Source organism: Melittangium boletus DSM 14713, from assembly GCF_002305855.1.
Lineage (GTDB): Bacteria > Myxococcota > Myxococcia > Myxococcales > Myxococcaceae > Cystobacter > Cystobacter boletus.
The window spans coordinates 8,312,575-8,330,047 of record NZ_CP022163.1; the positions used below are offsets into that span (position 1 = coordinate 8,312,575).

Genomic DNA, 17,473 nt, shown 5'->3' on the forward strand with positions numbered 1-17,473 from the left:
GCCTGCGAAGGAACGGATTTTCAATGCGGATCGCGGATGTCCAATCCCTCTGGGTCGGTAGACCTCGAGGCGATCTTCACCGAGACAGCAGCCGTTCGAGCCATGCCTCGCGAGCCGCGTTCGCCGCGCGGGAGATGGCGGCATCCGGCGCTATGTGGCTGAAGCCGTGGAACGCGCCGCCCCAGACGTGGAGTTCCGCGTCGCCTCCGGCCGCCCAGATCGCACTCGCGTAGGCAACATCCTCGTCGCGGAAGACTTCCGCCGATCCCACGTCTATGAAAGTGGGGGGCAGGCCGCTCAGATCGGTCGCGCGAGCGGGGGCCGCGTAGATCGACACATTCTTCGTTCCTCGCCGGGCACCGAGCAGGGCCGTCCAGCCGGTCAGGTTGCTGATGCGATCCCAGATGCCGATTCCCTGAATCTGACGCGATGAGACGGTTTCGTCCCGATCATCGATCATCGGGCACTGGAGGAGTTGTCCGAACAGCTTCGGTCCCTTGCGGTCGCGCGCCAACAGGGTGGTGCCCGCGGACAGGCCACCTCCGGCGCTTCCGCCGAAAATGATGATCCGCTCCGGATTGACCAACAGCTCCTTCGAGTGTGAGGCCATCCATTCGAGTCCCGCGTAGCAGTCCTCGACCGGGATGGGATCGGGGTTCTCGGGGGCTCGTCGGTATTCGACCGTGACGCACACCGCGTCGAACTTCATTGCCCACGCCACCAGGTCGTAGGCGCCCGCGAAACGATCGGCCATGACCATTCCGCCTCCGTGGATGTGATAAATCCCGGGCCCTGGTTTGGAATGGTCCTTTCGCGAGATCACCGAGACGACCATGTCCACTCCCTGGTAGCCGGGGATGGTGAAGTCGATGCACTGGACCGGCTGGTCGCCGATCTGATCGGAGATCGAAGGTGCGGGCATGGCACGATATTTTTCGATCTGATCGGCCGTCATGTTGATGGGGGTGTATGCGGCGAACGCCGGAAGGATCGCGGCGAGTTCGGGTTCGAAAGGGGGCGGTTTTGGACCCTTCGTGTTGCTCATGGTGATTGACCTCGATTCAGGTGTGATGCGCGCGGCCTGTCAGGGCGTGCTGGATTGACTCATCTTCACACCCGGGGAATGCGTGCGATAGTCACCGGATGCGAACACTTTGGTCGACTTTGTGGATGTCAGGGCTGTCATTCGTCGTTCTTGGCTGTGATGGAGCTTCGGGTACCCCGGCGCCGGTGGATCCGGAGCCCAATCGGGCACCCACGCTCACCCAGGTGACCGCGGAGCGTGATTCGCTCGACGAGGGCTCCAGCACCCGCCTCTCGGTGGTCGCCAGCGATCCGGATGGAGATCCGCTCACCTATACCTGGACCCAGAGCCCCTTCGCGCCGTTGGGCGCGTTCGGCGACGAGACGGACGCCACCCGCACGTGGACGGCGCCGTTCCTCTCTCGTGACACGGCCTTCACCCTGAACGTGACGGTCTCGGACGGGAAGGGGGGCACCGCCCAGGGCTTGGTGCAGGTGCGGGTGAAGAATGTCGCCGCCCTCAATCAAGCGCCGAGCGTGTACGCGGACATCTCCGTGGGTTCCGCTCGCATCATCCCGGGAGACTTCGTCCCTCTCTTCATTGGCGCATCGGATCCGGATGGGGACACACTCACCTATGAGTGGAGCACGGAGCCCGAGGGCGTGGGCGCTTTCACGAATCCGACGCGATCCTCGGCCGAGTGGTGGGCCCCCGAGAGTGGCACGGCCGCTTCCTACTCCCTACGGGTCACCGTGTCCGACGGGACGAGCGCCGTGACGCGCACCGTGCAGCTGTCGGTCGGCCTGCCTTCCTACGCCCAGGACATCCAGCCCATCTGGGATTTGAAGTGCGCGGACTGCCATAACGCGTACGGCGCCGAGGGGTTGAACCTGCAGACGAATGCTTCCTATGCATCCCTCGTCGACGTGGCCGGGGTGGGGGCTTGCCGTCCCATGGCGCGGGTGACTCCTGGCAAGTTGGATGAGTCCTTGTTGCTGTGGCGGATCACCGGGGGGGATTGTGGCCCCCGGATGCCCCTGGGCGGGTCGGACTACTTCGAGCAGAACCCAGGTGAGTTCGTCCGGATCCGGTCGTGGGTCCTCTCGGGCGCCCCCAACAATTGATTGAAGCCCCAGACCCTGCTCATCCAGGGCGGGGCCTCGAACCGGGCCTCATGCGTCTGGCTTCACCGTGTGGGTGTGGTTGAGCGGTCCATTGCCGCCGCCCAGGCCCGGTGCGGTCCGGATGGCGGTCCACACGTAGGCGTGGGCGCGGGAGACCGCCTCATGCAGTTCGAGCTTCTGGGCGAGCCCCGTGGCGATGGCGGACGCCAGGGTGCACCCGGTGCCATGCGTGGACGTGGTGTGCAGGCGCTCGTTCTTGAACTCCCGGCGTCCCTGGGGGGTCAACAGGACGTCGCGCACCTCTTCTCCCGGCAGGTGGCCGCCCTTGAGCAGCACCGCCCGGGCGCCCAGGGCCAGCAGCCGCTCCGCGGCGCGATCCTGCTCGGCGAAGGAATTCACCGGCAGGCCCGTGAGCACTTCCGCCTCGGAGGCATTGGGGGTGATGAGCGTGGCGCGGGGCAGGAGCCGTTCGATCAAGGCCCGCTCGGCTCCGGCGTTGAGCAGCCGGGCGCCGCCCTTGGCCACCATGACGGGGTCCACGATGAGCGGTGTTTCCGGCGCGTGCAGGTCGAGTTCCTCGCGCACGGCGGCGATCACCTCGCCCTTGTTGAGCATGCCCGTCTTGATGGCATCCGCCCCGATGTCCTTGAGCGTCAGCTCGATCTGCAACCTCACGAAGGGCAGGGGGACGTCGTGGATGGCATGCACCGTATGGGTGTCCTGGGCGGTCAACGCCGCGATGGCCGTGGCCGCGTAGCCCCGGAGCGCCGTCACCGCCTTGATGTCCGCCTGGATGCCGGCTCCGCCTCCGGAGTCCGACCCCGCGATGATCAACACACGCCCCTTCACGTCTGGCTCTCCTTCTCCTTCATCTTCATCCTCGCGATTGTGCCCGGATCCGGGGACGCATCCAGTGCTTGCTCGCATTGGACGGGCCGTGACAGCCTCCCGGCGCGGATGACCACCCCCGCCGCCCTGCTCGAAGCCTCGATCGCCCCCTCCATCCGGGAAGTCATCGCCCGTCTACGGGAGCTGGGCCATTCCGTCTACCTGGTGGGCGGGTGCGTCCGGGACATCCTCCGGGGCGTTCCCCCCAAGGATTTCGACATCGCCACGAGCGCGCTCCCCGAGGAGGTCCAGCGCGCCTTCCGCAAGGTCATCCCCACCGGGCTCCAGCACGGCACCGTCACCGTGCTCGCGGGAGGCACCCATGTGGAGGTCACCACCTTCCGCAGCGAGGGCGACTACCACGATGGCCGCCGTCCCAGCGCCGTCTCCTTCGAGCGGGACATCACCAAGGATCTGTCGCGCCGCGACTTCACCGTCAACGCCATGGCGTGGGATCCCCTGGGCCTCGAGTTCGTCGACCCCTTCGGGGGGCGGGAGGACCTGTCGGCCCGCATCATCCGCTGCGTGGGCTCGGCCACCGAGCGCTTCTCCGAGGATGGGCTGCGCCCCCTGCGCGCCGTGCGCTTCGCCTCGGTGCTCGGCTTCACGCTCGACGCGGAGACCCAGGCGGCCATTCCGGCCACGATCCCGGTCTTCCGCAAGGTGTCCCTGGAGCGCGTGCGGGACGAGTTCGTCAAGCTGCTGCTGTCCTCGCGCGAGGAGTTCGGACTCGGGCTGCTCGCCGATACGGGACTGCTCGAGGTGTTCCTGCCGGAGCTGGCCCGGGCGGATGCCGAAGCGGCCCGTCTGGCGCGAGCCGCCACCGCCGCCGCGCCCGCCGAAGTGGAGCTGCGCCTGGCCGCGTTGCTCGCGGACCTCGTGGACCCGGCCGGGGCCGAGGAGGTCTGTATCCGGCTCAAGTTCCCCACCAAGGTGTCCGAGCACGTGCGACTCCTGGTGTCGCTCGCGGCGCTCGAGCATCACTTCGAGTCCGAGGCCCCCGCGCTGCGACGGCTGCTCGCCCGGGTGGGGCCCGCCCGGTTGGAGGCGCTCCTGGAGGTCGCCCGGGCCAGGGTGCGGGTGCGGCTGCCGGAGCGGTCGGGTGCGTTCGAGGGGCTTCGGGGACGCCTGCGCGCCCTGGCCGCCGAGAAGCCGCCGTTGTACCCCAAGGAACTGGCCCTCAATGGGGGCGCCATCATGGCCGCCCTGGAGGTGGGCCCCTCGCCCATGGTGGGCAACGCGACCCGCTTCCTGATGGAGCAGGTGCTCGACGAGCCCTCGCGCAACACGCCGGAAACGCTCAGGGAATTGCTGGGAGCCTGGCGTAGGACCCAGGGGGCCTGAACCGGGCGGGCGGGAGGGGGTCGCGCCTGGCCGGGCTGGAGTGTAGAGAGGACGTCATGCGAGTCGTCGTTGCCATGAGTGGAGGAGTGGATTCCTCCGCCGCCGCCGCCCTGCTCAAGGAGCAGGGCCATGAAGTCATCGGCATCACCCTCCGGGTCTGGTCCTACGAGGGCAAGGCCCAGTGTGGGAGCTGTTGCAGTCCGGATGACATCGACGACGCGCGCGCGGTCGCCCAGACGCTCGGCATCCCGTTCTACGTGGCCAACGCCGAGGAGATCTTCAAGGACCGGGTCATCAACCCCTTCGTGCAGTCCTACCTGGGGGGCCGCACGCCCATTCCCTGCGTGGCGTGCAACCGCGACGTGAAGTTCAACTTCCTGCTCAAGCGCGCCCGGGCCCTCGGTGCCCGGCTGGCCACGGGCCACTACGCCCGCGTGGAGCAGGAGAACGGCCGCTACGTCCTGCGCCGCGCCGTGGATGCCGCCAAGGATCAGAGCTACTTCCTCTTCACGCTGGGTCAGGCGGAGCTCGCCGACATCCTCTTCCCCGTGGGGGGAATGACCAAGGCCGAGGTGCGCGCCGTCGCCGAGCGCCACGCGCTGCCCACCACCCACAAGCCCGAGAGCATGGAGATCTGCTTCGTGCCGGATGGCGACTACGCGGGCTTCGTGGAGAAGGTGGCGGGGCCGCAGCCCGCGGGAGAGATCGTCGACGCCGAAGGCGAGGTGCTCGGCACCCACGCGGGCGTGCACCGCTTCACGGTGGGCCAGCGCCGCGGCCTCAACCTCGGAGGAGGGGAGGCGCGCTACGTCCAGCGCATCGAGCCCGAGTCCCGCCGGGTCGTGGTGGGCCCCGCGGACCAGAGCGCGCGGGATTCGTTCGGGCTCCTGCAGCCGCACTGGGTGGAGGGGCCGCCGCCTCCGGAGAAGTCCGTGATGGTGCGCATCCGTCACCGCCACCCGGGCGCCTCGGGCCGCGTGGAGGTGTCTCCGCACGGTCTGGTCTCCATCCGCCTGGAGGCTCCGGCGCGCGCCGTGACGCCTGGACAGGCCGCCGTGGTCTACGAAGGGGATCGCCTGCTTGGTGGTGGGTGGATCGTCTGAGCGGGCGGGCTTCCACCTGCCTCCAGATTCGTCTGACGCACTGAATTTGACCGGTCAAGAGGGGGGGCGTACTTTCCGCCGCACCTCGACGCTACAGGCCGCGACACTCGTGTGGCCGGGCCGGGGATCCGTTCAATCAAGGAACCCATGCGATGCGCGATGCCCACCGGATGAAGGAGAAGTTCGATGTCTCGCTCGACAACCGGCAGGTCATCAGCCTGTTGATCGCGGGCATCATCGTCATGGGGGCCGTGTTCGTGCTCGGCGTGGTGGTGGGCAAGAAGCTCGCCGGGGACGCCCAGACCGCCACCGCGCCGGATCTGCTCTCCTCGCTCGACGCCAACGCCCAGGCCCTGCAGCAGGCCCGCGAGACCCAGCCGCCGCTGACCTTCCAGGACGAGCTCACCCGCAAGGGCACACCGCCCGAGCCCTCCAAGCCGCGCACCGTCACGGTGGCCATTCCTCCGCCGGCGCCCCCGCCCAAGCCGAAGCCGGCCGAGGCGCCCGCGCCCGCGCCCACCGAGGACACCCCCGTCGCCCCCAGCCCCACGGACGACGACTACGCGCCCCTCGCCAACGCGAAGCCCGCTGAGTCCAAGCCGGCCGCCGAGCCCAAGCCGGCCGACAGCAAGCCCGCGCCCAAGCCCGCCGAGCCCGCCAAGGTGGCCGACAGCAAGCCCGCGACCCTTCCGGGCAAGGTGGAGTCGGCGACCGTGCCCACGCGCACCACGGAGCCGGGCGCGGGGATGAAGGAGGCCATCGCCCGGGCCACCCGGAAGCCCACCGAGGCCGTGTCCGGGGGCGCCTTCACCCTTCAACTGTCCGCCTTCCAGAACCGTCCCGAGGCCGAGCGCTTCGCGGCCAAGCTGAGGGATCGCGGCTACGCGCCCTTCATCGTCCCCGCCGAGGTGCCCAACAAGGGCACGTGGTACCGGGTGCGCATGGGCAGCTTCCCGTCCAAGGACGCCGCCTCGCGCTACCTGACGGACTTCAAGCGGGAGACGCAACTCTCGGCCTTCGTGGCCGGTGTGAACTAGGCGCGGCCCTCCCTCATGGATCTGCTCGATAACGTCATTCAGCCCTATGCCTGGGGGTCGCGCACGGCCCTGGCCGAGCTGCTTGGACAACCCACGCCCTCCGCCACGTGTCAGGCGGAGCTGTGGATGGGCGCCCACCCCGGAGCGCCCTCGCGTGTTCGCCGGGGAACGGAAGGGCGCTCGCTGCTCGAGCTCATCCGCGCCGCGCCGGAGCGGGAGCTGGGGGGCGCGGTGGCGAGCCGGTTCGGCGGAGAGCTGCCCTTCCTGTTCAAGGTGCTCGCGGCCGAGTCGCCCCTGTCCTTGCAGACGCACCCGAGCCTCGCCCAGGCGCGCGAAGGCTATGCGCGGGAGAACGCCCTGGGCCTGGCCCTGAGCGCGCCCCATCGCAACTATAAGGATCCGAACCACAAGCCCGAGCTCACCTGTGCCCTGACGCCCTTCGATGCCCTGTGCGGCTTCCGGCGCGCGGATGAGACGCTCGCGCTCTTCGACTCGCTCGGCCTGGAGTCCCTGGCGCCGCTGCTCGCTCCCCTGCGGGAGTCGCCGGACGCGCGCGGCGTGGCGCGCATGTTCGAGGCGCTGATGACCTGGCCGCGCGAGCGCCGGGGCGCACTGGTCTCCGAGGTGACCGAGGCTTGCGCGGTGGGGGCCGGGCGAGAGGGCCGTTTTCGCGAGGAGCTGCGCCAGGCGGTGCGGCTCGGTGAGCTGTACCCGGGAGACCCCGGCGTGGTGGGGGCGCTGATGCTCAACCTCGTCCGGCTCCAGCCCGGCGAGGCCATCTACCTGCCCGCGGGCAACCTCCACGCCTACCTGGGCGGAGTGGCCGTGGAGCTCATGGCCAACTCGGACAACGTCCTCCGGGGCGGCTGCACGCCCAAGCACGTGGACGTGCCGGAACTCCTGCGCGTGCTGGACTTCCAGTGCGGCCCCGTCCGCACACTCGTGGCCATTCCCGGACAGGACTCCGAGTCCGTGTACCCGACGCCCGCCGAGGAGTTCCGCCTCTCGCGCTTCGAGTTGAGGCCAGGGCTCGCCCCGCGTCCGGAGCGCCGGGGACCGGAGATCCTGCTGTGCGCCGAGGGCTCGGCGCGGCTGTCCCTCGCGGGAGAGACGCTCGCGCTGCCTCGTGGCGCCTCGGTGTTCGTGAGCGCGGCGGAGGGGGCCTATACCCTCGAAGGGGACGGGCTCGTGTTCCGCGCGACCTCGGGCCTCTAGCCAGAGCGGGTCGGTCCGGCAACCACACGGACCTACTTCGAGTCAAGCCCTCCACCCCGTCCGGGGTGTCGAGGGCTTCACTTTTTGGAGTGGGAGCCGCGCCCGAGTCCGGACAGGAGGCCAAAACAGGGCTTCAAGGGCCATGTCACTCCATATATTTTCACGTATCGCCATGGCCCGAAAGAAGATCAGTACGACCATCTACATCACGCCCGAGCAGAACGAGATGCTCAAGGCGCTGAACACGAAGACGAAGGTTCCCGTGGCCGAGTACATCCGGCAGGGGATCGATCTCGTACTGGAGAAGTACAAGGCGCAACTGCCGGGCCAGGCTTCCTTCGACGAACTGGGGTCGCGCCAATGAGCGTGCGGAGCATGAAGGGTCAGCGGGTGGTGGTGCTGGGCGGCGCGGGATTCCTGGGCTCGCATCTGTGCGAGCGGCTCCTGGACGATGGGGCCGCACGCGTGGTGTCGGTGGACAACTATCTCACCGGCGTCGAGAGCAACGTGGAGCACCTGCGCGGCCGCGCGGGCTTCGAGTCCCTGCGCCAGGACATCACCGAGGGGCTGTTGGTGGAGGGGCCGGTGGACTACGTCTTCAACATGGCGTCGCCGGCCTCGCCCATCGACTACGCGAACCTGCCGCTGGAGACGATGCGGGTGGGGTCGGTGGGCACGGAGAACGGGCTCAAGCTGGCCGAGGCCCGGGGCGCGGTGTTCCTCCAGGCCTCCACGTCGGAGATCTACGGGGATCCGCTCGTGCACCCGCAGCGGGAGGACTACTGGGGCAACGTGAACTCCATCGGTCCGCGCGCCTGCTACGACGAGGCCAAGCGCTACGCCGAGGCGCTGACCATGGTGTACGCCCGCTCGCGGGGAGTGAAGACGCGCATCGTGCGCATCTTCAACACCTACGGGCCCCGGATGCGCCTCAACGACGGGCGCGTGGTGCCGGCCTTCGTGGGGCAGGCGCTGCGCGGCGAGGACTTCACCGTCTTCGGGGATGGCTCCCAGACGCGCTCCTTCTGCCACGTGCGTGACCTGGTGGACGGGCTCGTGCGGCTGGCCCTGTCGGACGAGACCGAGCCGGTCAACATCGGCAACCCCCGGGAGATGACCATGCTCCAGTTCGCCGAGGCGGTGCGCGCCGCGGCGGGTGGGGGAGGGAACATCGTCCACAAGCCCCTGCCCAAGGATGACCCCAAGCAGCGCCGGCCGGACATCACCCGGGCCCGGGAACGGCTCGGGTGGGAGCCTCGGGTGGCCCTGGAAGAAGGTTTGCGGGAAACCATCTCGTGGTTCAGGACGGTTGCCGCCCGGAAGCAGGGCTCCTAATTTCGCCGCACGTTTCGCGACCTTTCGCAACCAAGGGCCACCCCTGACGGTGGCACAGGAGCCTTACCTTGAAAGTCCTGGTGACGGGTGGAGCGGGCTTCATCGGCTCGCACGTGTGTGATGCCTTCGTGAAGGCGGGCCATGAGGTCATCGCCCTGGACAACCTGTCGAGCGGGAAGAAGGAGAACCTGGATCCCCGGGTGCGCCTGGAGGTGGCGGACATCCGCTCGCCCGAGGCCGCGCAGCTCGTGCGCTCCGAGCGCCCGCAGGTCCTCCTGCACCTGGCGGCGCAGATGGATGTGCGCCGCAGCGTGGAGGATCCGCGCTTCGACGCCGATGCCAACATCCTCGGCTTCCTCAACCTGCTGGAGGCCGGGCGCGCCTCGGGTGTCCAGAAGGTGGTGTTCAGCTCGACGGGTGGGGCCATCTACGGCGAGCAGGACGTCTTCCCGGCGCCCGAGACCCACGCCACCCGGCCCATCTCGCCCTATGGCGTCTCCAAGGCCTCGGGTGAGTTGTACCTCAACTATTACAAGGCCCAGTACGGCATGAAGTACGTCGCGCTGCGCTATGCCAACGTGTACGGCCCCCGGCAGAACCCGCATGGCGAGGCCGGCGTGGTGTCCATCTTCTGCACGCGCCTGCTCGCCGGCCAGGACTGCACCATCTACGGCGAGGGCAAGCAGACGCGCGACTTCGTCTACGTGGAGGACGTGGCGCGCGCCAACCTCCTGGCGGCGGAGGCGGACTACTCGGGCCCCATCAACATCGGTACCGGGGTGGAGACGGACATCAACCGGCTCTTCAGCCTGCTGGCCCAGTCCGCCGGGGTGAGCAAGTCCCCGGGCCACGCCCCCGGGCGGCCCGGCGAGCAGATGCGCTCGTGCATCGACAACCGGCGCGCCCAGGAGGTACTGGGTTGGCGGCCCACGGTGGAACTCGCCGAGGGGGCCCGGCGCACCGTGGAGTATTTCCGGCGCGAGGCCACGCACTAGCGGCTGGCCGGAGGGCGGGGGTCGGGCGGAGGCCTGACCGCATGCCGCTCACTCACGGCATGGATTTCAGGGGGGTTCGGTGTTAGTCAAGCCGGCTTCGACGTCGCCCGAGACCCCCGATCATGCCGGCTGAAAACGCTCACATCCGCAATTTCTCGATCATCGCGCACATCGACCACGGGAAGTCCACCCTGGCCGATCGCCTGCTCGACGCCACCGGTACGGTGACCAAGCGCGAGGCGCAGGACCAGTTCCTCGACAACATGGAACTGGAGCGCGAGCGCGGTATCACCATCAAGGCCCAGTCGGTGCGGATGAACTACACCGCCAAGGACGGGCAGAAGTACGTCTTCAACCTCATCGACACGCCGGGACACGTGGACTTCGCCTACGAGGTGAGCCGTTCGCTCGCCGCGTGCGAGGGCGCGCTGCTCGTGGTGGACGCCTCCCAGGGCGTCGAGGCCCAGACGCTCGCCAACGTGTACATGGCGTTGGATCACAACCTCGCCATCATCCCGGTCATCAACAAGATCGACCTGCCGAGCGCCGACGTGGAGCGCACGCGCTCGGAGATCGAGGACGTCATCGGCATCGACGGCTCGGACGCCGTGCCGGCCTCCGCCAAGGAGGGCATCGGCATCAAGGACATCCTCGAGTCCGTGGTGCGCCTGGTGCCGCCGCCCTCGGGAGATCCGCAGGCGCCGCTCAAGGCCCTCATCTTCGACAGCTGGTACGACAACTACCGCGGCGTGGTGACGCTGGTGCGCGTGCTGGAGGGCTCGCTCAAGCTCAAGCAGAAGATCAAGCTGTGGAGCAACAACAAGGTCTTCGAGGTGCAGGAGCTGGGCGTGTTCAACCCCTTCTCCCGCCCCGTGCCCCAGCTCATCGCGGGCGAGGTGGGCGTGCTCGTGGCCAACGTGAAGGAGCTGCAGGACGCCAAGGTGGGTGACACCATCACGGAGGAGCTGCGCCCCACGGACGCTCCCTTCCCGGGCTTCAAGGAAGTCAAGCCCATGGTGTTCTCCGGCATCTTCCCGGTGGACTCCTCGGAGTACGAGGGCCTGCGCGACGCGCTCGGCAAGCTCAAGCTCAACGACGCGGCCTTCACCTACGAGCCCGAGTCCTCCACGGCGCTCGGCTTCGGCTTCCGCTGCGGCTACCTGGGCCTGCTGCACATGGAGATCGTCCAGGAGCGCCTGGAGCGCGAGTACAACCTGTCGCTCATCACCACGGCGCCCTCGGTGGTCTACCGCATCACCGACTCGCAGGGCGGGGTGCTGTACGTGGACAACCCGGCGAAGCTGCCGCCGGTGCAGAAGATCGCCAAGTTCGAGGAGCCCATCCTCACCTGCAACATCCACGTGCCCAACGACTACCTGGGCGCGGTGCTCAAGCTGTGCCAGGAGCGGCGCGGCGTGCAGAAGGACATGAAGTACCTGGGCACCAGCGGCCAGCGCGTGCAGGTGACGTACGAGATGCCGCTCGCCGAGGTGGTGTTCGACTTCTTCGACAAGCTCAAGAGCGTGTCGCGCGGCTACGCGAGCCTCGACTACGAGCTGGCGGACTACGTCGAGTCGGACCTGGTGCGCCTGGACATCCTCATCAACGGCGATCCGGTGGACGCGCTCAGCGTCATCGTCCACAAGGACCGGGCCTACCAGCGCGGCCGCGAGGTGTGCCAGAAGCTCAAGGAAGTCATTCCCAAGCAGATGTACGAGGTGGCCATCCAGGGCGCCATCGGCGCGAAGATCATCTCGCGTGAGACGATCTCCGCCATCCGCAAGAACGTGCTCGCCAAGTGCTACGGCGGCGACATCAGCCGCAAGCGCAAGCTCCTCGAGAAGCAGAAGGAGGGCAAGAAGCGGATGAAGCAGGTGGGCTCGGTGGAGATCCCGCAGGAGGCGTTCCTCGCGGTCCTCAAGACGGAGGAATAGCGCATGTCCGTGACCGCCACCCCGCCCGCGGGCCTCGAGGCCACGCTCGCCGCTCGCAGGACTCCGGAGCAGCTCAAGGCCAGCCGCGCGCTGCTGTGGCGCGATCGGCTCACCAGCCTGTGGACGCCGTTGATCGTCCTGCTGGTGGCCTATGTGCCCTACCTGCCGCTCATCGAGTTCGTGCCCTCCGCGGCCTCGTGGGCCCAGCCCGTCATGCAGTACCTGGCGCTGCTGCTGCTCGTGGCCTTCCTGGGCCTCATCGCCTGGCGCCTGGCGGTGCCCCGGGAGCGGATCCTCCGGGGCCTGCGCCATGACGCGCGCGAGCTGATGGAGGAGATCGTCCGCATCCACAAGCGGGTGCCGGGGAAGATCTCCGCCGAGGCGTCCGTGCGGCTCGCCGAGCAGACGATGCAGGTGGAGGATGCCTTCGCCGCCGCGGACGCGGGGCGGATCGAGAAGGAGACCAAGGCGCTCGATACCCTGGCCACCCAACTGCTCGGGGTCTACCGCAAGCAGGACGCGTGGGATCTGTTCTCCGGTTTCGGCAAGGCGCTCGCGATCGCGTTCATCGTGCGCATCTTCATCATCGAGCCGTACAAGATTCCCTCCGGCTCCATGTTCCCCACGCTGGAGATCGGCGATCAGGTCTTCATCAACAAGTTCCTCTACGGCGTGCGGCTGCCGCTGACGAACTACGTGCCGTTCCAGATCATCCGGGCGCCCGCGCGCGGAGACGTCATCGTCTTCAACAACCCGATGCAGACGGACCTGGACTTCATCAAGCGGGTGATCGGCGTGCCCGGCGACACGGTGGAGATCATCGATGGCGAGGTGCGCATCAACGGCGAGCCGCAGCCGCGCACGTTGGTGAAGGACGACCTGGTCGTCTACAACAAGCACGACAACATCGGCTGGTACCCGGAGCATCGGCGGCTCTACGAGGAGCACCTGTCCGGCAAGGTGCACGCCGTGTTGCAGGACGCGCCCAGCGCCCGTGCCGAGCACGAGGGCCCCTATGTCGTGCCCCCGGGGCACGTGTTCGTCATGGGCGACAACCGCGAGAACAGCTCCGACAGCCGCTACGGCCTGGGCACGGGCGCGGGCGTGGCGTTCGTGCCCTACGGCCACATCAAGGGCAAGGCCATGGTCATCTGGCTGTCGCTCGGCTACGGAGGCTGGTTCAGCGGCTTGTTCGATGGAACCGGGTTGCGCACGGATCGCCTCTTCCTGCCGGTGCGTTGAATCCCGCCACGGTGCTTGACGCCCCGCGCATGCCGCTGGTAGGCGGGGGCCTCATGCGTCATCCCCGTGGGACGGTCCGCCTCGGCGGCCGGATGTTGCCTGGCTCCGGTTTCAGCAGGGCGACCTGCGCGGCCCGCCGTCACCGGGGGGTCGGATGAAACACCTGTTGGGAATCGAAGGGCTCGGGCGCGCGGACATCGAGTCGCTGCTCGGCCGGGCGGAGGCCCACCTGCACGGTGGCCCCGATGCTTCCCACCTGCTGCGCGGCAAGGTGGTGGCCAACCTCTTCTTCGAGGACTCCACCCGTACCCGCACCTCCTTCGAGATGGCGGCCCACGCGCTGGGCGCCGAGGTGCTCAACTGGACGACGGCGGGCTCCTCGGTGTCCAAGGGTGAAACGCTCCTGGACACCGTGCGCAACATCGAGGCCACCGGGCCCGTGGCGCTCGTCATCCGCCACCGCTCCTCGGGTGCGCCCCACCTGGCGGCCAGGCACGTGCGCTGCGCCGTCATCAACGCGGGCGATGGCACCCACGAACATCCCTCCCAGGCCTTGCTGGATGCCTTCACGCTGCGCCGGCGCTGGGGCGGCCTGGACGGGCGCACGGTGCTCATCATCGGCGACATCCTCCACAGCCGCGTGGCGCGCTCCAACCTGCACTGTCTCAAGGCGCTCGGTGCCCGGGTGGTGTTGTGCGGCCCGCCCACGCTCCTGCCCTCGGGGCTCGAGTCCCTGGGCGCCGAGGTGACGTGGCGCCTGGACGACGTGCTGCCCCAGGCGGACGCCGTCATGTGCCTGCGCGTGCAATCCGAGCGGCAGAGCGAGAGCTTCTTCCCCTCGTCGCGCGAGTTCTCCCGCCTGTTCGGGCTCAACGCCGCCCGCGCCGAGCGGCTCAAGCCGGGGGCGCTCGTGCTGCACCCCGGCCCCATGAATCGCGGGGTGGAGATCGCCCCCTCCGTGGCCGATGGCCCCCACAGCGTCATCCTGGAGCAGGTGGCGCACGGGGTGGCCGTCCGCCGCGCCATCCTCGAGGAGGTATGCCGGTGAGTTCCAGGACAACGCTCTTGCGCCGGGGTCGCGTCATCGATCCGCGCCACGGAGTGGACGGGGTGCGCGACGTGCTCGTGCGCGACGGCCTCGTGGCCGAGGTGTCCGAGACGCCCTTGAACGTGCCGGACGCCCAGGTGGTGGACGCGGAGGGCAGGTGGGTGCTGCCGGGCTTCATCGACCTGCACGTGCACCTGCGCGAGCCGGGCGAGGAGGGCAAGGAGACGATCCTCACCGGGTGCCGTTCGGCGGTGGCGGGGGGCTTCACGGCGGTGGTGGCCATGCCCAACACCAAGCCCGTCAACGACAGCGTGCTCGTCACCGAGTACGTGAAGGCCAAGGCGCGCGAGGCGGACCTGTGCCGGGTGTACGTGGCGGGCGCCATCACCAAGGGGCTGCAGGGCGAGGAGATGGCGGAGATGGGCGCGCTCGTGGCCGCGGGCTGCGTGTGCATCACCGACGATGGCCGTCCGGTGATGAACGCGGGGCTCATGCGCCGCGCGCTCCAGTACGCCACCCAGTTCGACCTGCCCGTCATGGTCCACGAGGAGGACCTGACGCTCTCGGGCAAGGGCGTCATGCACGAGGGCCACACCTCCACGCGCCTGGGCCTCATCGGCATTCCGCCCTCCGCCGAGGTGGCCATGGTGGCGCGAGACCTCGTCCTCCTGGAGGAGACGCGGGGGCGGCTGCACGTGGCCCACGTGTCGTGCGAGGGCAGCGTGCGCCTGCTGCGCGAGGCCAAGCGCCGGGGCCTGCGCGTCACCGCCGAGGCCACGCCGCACCACTTCACGCTCGAGGACGAGGCGGTGGGGGACTACGACACCCACGCGCGGATGAATCCGCCCCTGCGCACCCGGCGGGACGTGGAGGCCGTGCGCGAGGCGCTCGCGGATGGAACGATTGACGCCATCGCCACCGACCACGCGCCCCACGGCGTGCTGGAGAAGCAGGTGGAGTTCGACAAGGCGTGGAATGGCGTGGTGGGACTGGAGACCGCCCTGGGGCTCACCCTGGGCGCGGTGCGCGAGGGCGCGCTCGGCCTCTCCCGGGCCGTGGCGTTGCTCACGGACGGGCCCGCGAGGGCCTTCGGGCTGCCGGGCGGTCATCTGGCCGTCGGAGCTCCAGCGGACATCACGGTGGTGGAGCCGGACGTGGAGTGGACGGTGGACGCGACGCGGTTCTTCTCGCGCAGCCGCAACACCCCCTTCCATGGCCGGCGTCTGACGGGTCGCGTCGCCCAGACATGGGTCGGCGGCCGGCTCGTCTTCGAGAACGGGCAGATGAAGGAGTCCAGGTGATGAATCGGGCCGTGCTGGCATTGGCGGATGGCACCACCTTCGAGGGTCGCGCCCTGGGCGCGTCCGGCGAAACGGTCGGTGAAGTGGTCTTCAACACGTCGATGACCGGCTATCAGGAGATCCTCACGGATCCCTCCTATGTCGGGCAGATCGTCACCATGGCGTACCCGGAGATGGGCAACGTGGGCGCCAACCCCGGGGACGAGGAATCCCAGAAGCCCCACGCGGTGGGCATGGTGGTGCGCAACGCCTCGGCGCAGCAGTCCAACTGGCGCGCCCAGGAAACGCTCGACGCCTACCTCAAGCGCCACGGCATCACCGGCATCGAGGGCATCGACACCCGCCGCCTCGTGCGCCACCTGCGCACCCACGGCGCCCAGATGGGCGTCATCTCCACGGAAGGCCACTCGGCCGCCGCGCTGGTGGAGCGCGCGAGGAACGCCCGGGGCATGGAGGGGTTGGATCTGGCCACCGGGGTGTCCACCCAGACGCCCTACCTCTTCACCACGCCGTCCCCGGATCTGCTCGGAGGCACGGTGCGCGAGGCGCCCGCCCACCGCTTCGACGTGGTGGCCTACGACTACGGCCTCAAGCGCTCCATGCTCCACTTCCTCGTGGACGTGGGCTGCCGGGTGAAGGTGGTCCCCGCGGGCACCACCGCCGAGGCCGTCCTCGCCGAGAAGCCCCACGGCGTGTTCCTCGCCAACGGCCCGGGAGACCCCGCCGCCGTGACCGGCGCGGACAAGGTGGTGGCCAGCCTGCTCGGCAAGGTGCCCGTGTTCGGCATCTGCCTGGGGCACCAGATCCTCGCGCTGGCCCTGGGCGGCCGCACCTACAAGATGAAGTTCGGGCACCGAGGGGCCAACCAGCCCGTGAAGGATCTGCTCACCGGCAAGGTGGAGATCACCTCCCAGAACCATGGCTTCGCCGTGGACGACGCCAGCGTGAAGGGCAGGGCGGTGGTGAGCCACCTCAACCTGAATGACGGTACCGTCGAGGGCCTGCACGTGCCCGATGCCCGCGCCTTCAGTGTCCAATACCACCCTGAAGCCTCGCCCGGGCCCCATGACGCCCGCTACCTCTTCACCCGTTTCGCGAAGCTGATGGCCGGAGAGTAGGATCGCCCCGCCCCATGGACTCTCCTCTTTCGCCGCTGTCGTACCAGCCCTACCTGGATCAGCTCATCGCCTTCGGGAGCCAGGAGGCGCGCAAGCCGGACCTGCTCGCCGCCAAGGCCGAGTACCTGCGCCTGACGGGCGAGGTGTTCGAGGACGACCAGCTCTTCGAGCTGCGCATGGCGTCCTTCCTGGACTACTACCTGTATGACCGGGTGTCCCCCGTGTCGGGCCAGACGCCCGCGGCGGAGTTCTACCAGCTGCGGCTGCAGGGCTCCTCGCCCGAGGAAGCCAACGCCTTCCGCTGCTTCATGGAGACCGTGCACGGCCTGTTCGAGGTGCGCAAGCTGGGCAAGGGCCTGGTGCGGCTGCGTGAGCTGTACTCGGGCAAGGACTTCGACGTCACCGAGCGCCGCCACATGGTGGGCCTGGAGACGGGGGACGTGCTCGAGGCCCGGCTCATCCCCTTCGCGGGGCACCTGCTCTTCTCCTCCGCCTTCTGCTTCCACCCGCGCGTGGCCGTGAAGTCCATCAAGGCCGAGGTGAAGCGGCGCAAGAAGAAGGAGCCCCAGCGCGCCCCCGTGGAGATGGTGTGGGAGTGCGCCCGCCGGGCCGTGAAGGTCGAGCGCTACAAGCAGATCGCCATCGAGCGCATCTACGACTTCTCGCAGACCACGCCCTGGCTCGCCTCCGCGAGCTAGTGCTCGCCTCGAGTCATGCCTCCCGAGCGGCCGGGGAGACGGGGGGAATGAGAGGACGCGGCGTTCG

Annotated in this window: 16 protein-coding genes; 14 read left to right on the forward strand and 2 right to left on the reverse strand. The window is 68.8% G+C overall.

Annotation, left to right across the window (positions count from 1 at the left end):
- Positions 1-76: 76 nt before the first annotated feature.
- Positions 77-1,045 (reverse strand): alpha/beta hydrolase, encoded by a 969-nt coding sequence (locus tag MEBOL_RS34430; RefSeq protein WP_095981390.1) that lies wholly within the window; start codon positions 1,043-1,045, stop codon positions 77-79.
- Positions 1,046-1,170: 125 nt separating this feature from the next.
- Here MEBOL_RS34430 and MEBOL_RS34435 point away from each other — a divergent pair, with 125 nt between their 5' ends.
- Entirely contained in the window at positions 1,171-2,148 is a 978-nt protein-coding gene (locus tag MEBOL_RS34435) for an Ig-like domain-containing protein (RefSeq protein ID WP_157823844.1), read from the forward strand.
- A gap of 48 nt (positions 2,149-2,196) precedes the next feature.
- Here MEBOL_RS34435 and thiD read toward each other — a convergent pair whose 3' ends face one another.
- Positions 2,197-2,997 (reverse strand): bifunctional hydroxymethylpyrimidine kinase/phosphomethylpyrimidine kinase, encoded by an 801-nt coding sequence (gene thiD, locus MEBOL_RS34440; RefSeq protein ID WP_179956340.1) that lies wholly within the window; start codon positions 2,995-2,997, stop codon positions 2,197-2,199.
- A gap of 108 nt (positions 2,998-3,105) precedes the next feature.
- Between thiD and MEBOL_RS34445 the strand changes: the two genes are divergently transcribed.
- The 13 genes from MEBOL_RS34445 to MEBOL_RS34505 all read left to right on the forward strand — a co-directional run bounded on the left by MEBOL_RS34445 (position 3,106) and on the right by MEBOL_RS34505 (position 17,406).
- A complete protein-coding gene (locus MEBOL_RS34445) occupies positions 3,106-4,380 on the forward strand; it encodes a CCA tRNA nucleotidyltransferase (RefSeq protein ID WP_095981393.1) in 1,275 nt (424 codons plus the stop codon).
- 56 nt (positions 4,381-4,436) lie between these two features.
- Complete coding sequence (gene mnmA / locus MEBOL_RS34450; RefSeq protein ID WP_095981394.1) at positions 4,437-5,483, forward strand: tRNA 2-thiouridine(34) synthase MnmA; 1,047 nt, start codon at positions 4,437-4,439, stop codon at positions 5,481-5,483.
- A 152-nt stretch (positions 5,484-5,635) separates the two neighbouring features.
- On the forward strand, positions 5,636-6,520 hold the full coding sequence (locus MEBOL_RS34455; RefSeq protein WP_095981395.1) for an SPOR domain-containing protein: 885 nt from the start codon (positions 5,636-5,638) through the stop codon (positions 6,518-6,520).
- A gap of 15 nt (positions 6,521-6,535) precedes the next feature.
- Positions 6,536-7,735, forward strand: a complete 1,200-nt coding sequence (gene manA / locus MEBOL_RS34460) for a mannose-6-phosphate isomerase, class I (protein ID WP_095981396.1) — start codon at positions 6,536-6,538, stop codon at positions 7,733-7,735.
- 172 nt (positions 7,736-7,907) lie between these two features.
- Positions 7,908-8,099 (forward strand): ribbon-helix-helix domain-containing protein, encoded by a 192-nt coding sequence (locus tag MEBOL_RS34465; RefSeq protein ID WP_095981397.1) that lies wholly within the window; start codon positions 7,908-7,910, stop codon positions 8,097-8,099.
- Positions 8,100-8,110: 11 nt separating this feature from the next.
- Positions 8,111-9,070: a UDP-glucuronic acid decarboxylase family protein gene (locus MEBOL_RS34470; protein ID WP_095983181.1), complete on the forward strand. Its 960-nt coding sequence runs from the start codon at positions 8,111-8,113 to the stop codon at positions 9,068-9,070.
- Between the two features lie 68 nt (positions 9,071-9,138).
- A complete protein-coding gene (locus MEBOL_RS34475; RefSeq protein WP_095981398.1) occupies positions 9,139-10,065 on the forward strand; it encodes an SDR family oxidoreductase in 927 nt (308 codons plus the stop codon).
- 122 nt (positions 10,066-10,187) lie between these two features.
- A complete protein-coding gene (gene lepA, locus MEBOL_RS34480) occupies positions 10,188-11,999 on the forward strand; it encodes a translation elongation factor 4 (RefSeq protein ID WP_095981399.1) in 1,812 nt (603 codons plus the stop codon).
- A 3-nt stretch (positions 12,000-12,002) separates the two neighbouring features.
- On the forward strand, positions 12,003-13,241 hold the full coding sequence (gene lepB, locus MEBOL_RS34485; RefSeq protein WP_095981400.1) for a signal peptidase I: 1,239 nt from the start codon (positions 12,003-12,005) through the stop codon (positions 13,239-13,241).
- A gap of 154 nt (positions 13,242-13,395) precedes the next feature.
- A complete protein-coding gene (locus MEBOL_RS34490; protein ID WP_095981401.1) occupies positions 13,396-14,289 on the forward strand; it encodes an aspartate carbamoyltransferase catalytic subunit in 894 nt (297 codons plus the stop codon).
- Positions 14,286-15,590 (forward strand): dihydroorotase, encoded by a 1,305-nt coding sequence (locus tag MEBOL_RS34495; RefSeq protein ID WP_245919116.1) that lies wholly within the window; start codon positions 14,286-14,288, stop codon positions 15,588-15,590. Before MEBOL_RS34490 ends, MEBOL_RS34495 begins: the two co-directional genes overlap by 4 nt.
- Positions 15,590-16,708: a glutamine-hydrolyzing carbamoyl-phosphate synthase small subunit gene (gene carA / locus MEBOL_RS34500; RefSeq protein WP_095981403.1), complete on the forward strand. Its 1,119-nt coding sequence runs from the start codon at positions 15,590-15,592 to the stop codon at positions 16,706-16,708. The genes MEBOL_RS34495 and carA overlap by 1 nt, the downstream gene beginning before the upstream one ends.
- 14 nt (positions 16,709-16,722) lie before the next feature.
- Positions 16,723-17,406 carry a DUF7986 domain-containing protein gene (locus MEBOL_RS34505; protein WP_095981404.1) on the forward strand — a complete coding sequence of 228 codons (684 nt, stop codon included), beginning with the start codon at positions 16,723-16,725 and terminating at the stop codon, positions 17,404-17,406.
- Positions 17,407-17,473: the final 67 nt, after the last annotated feature.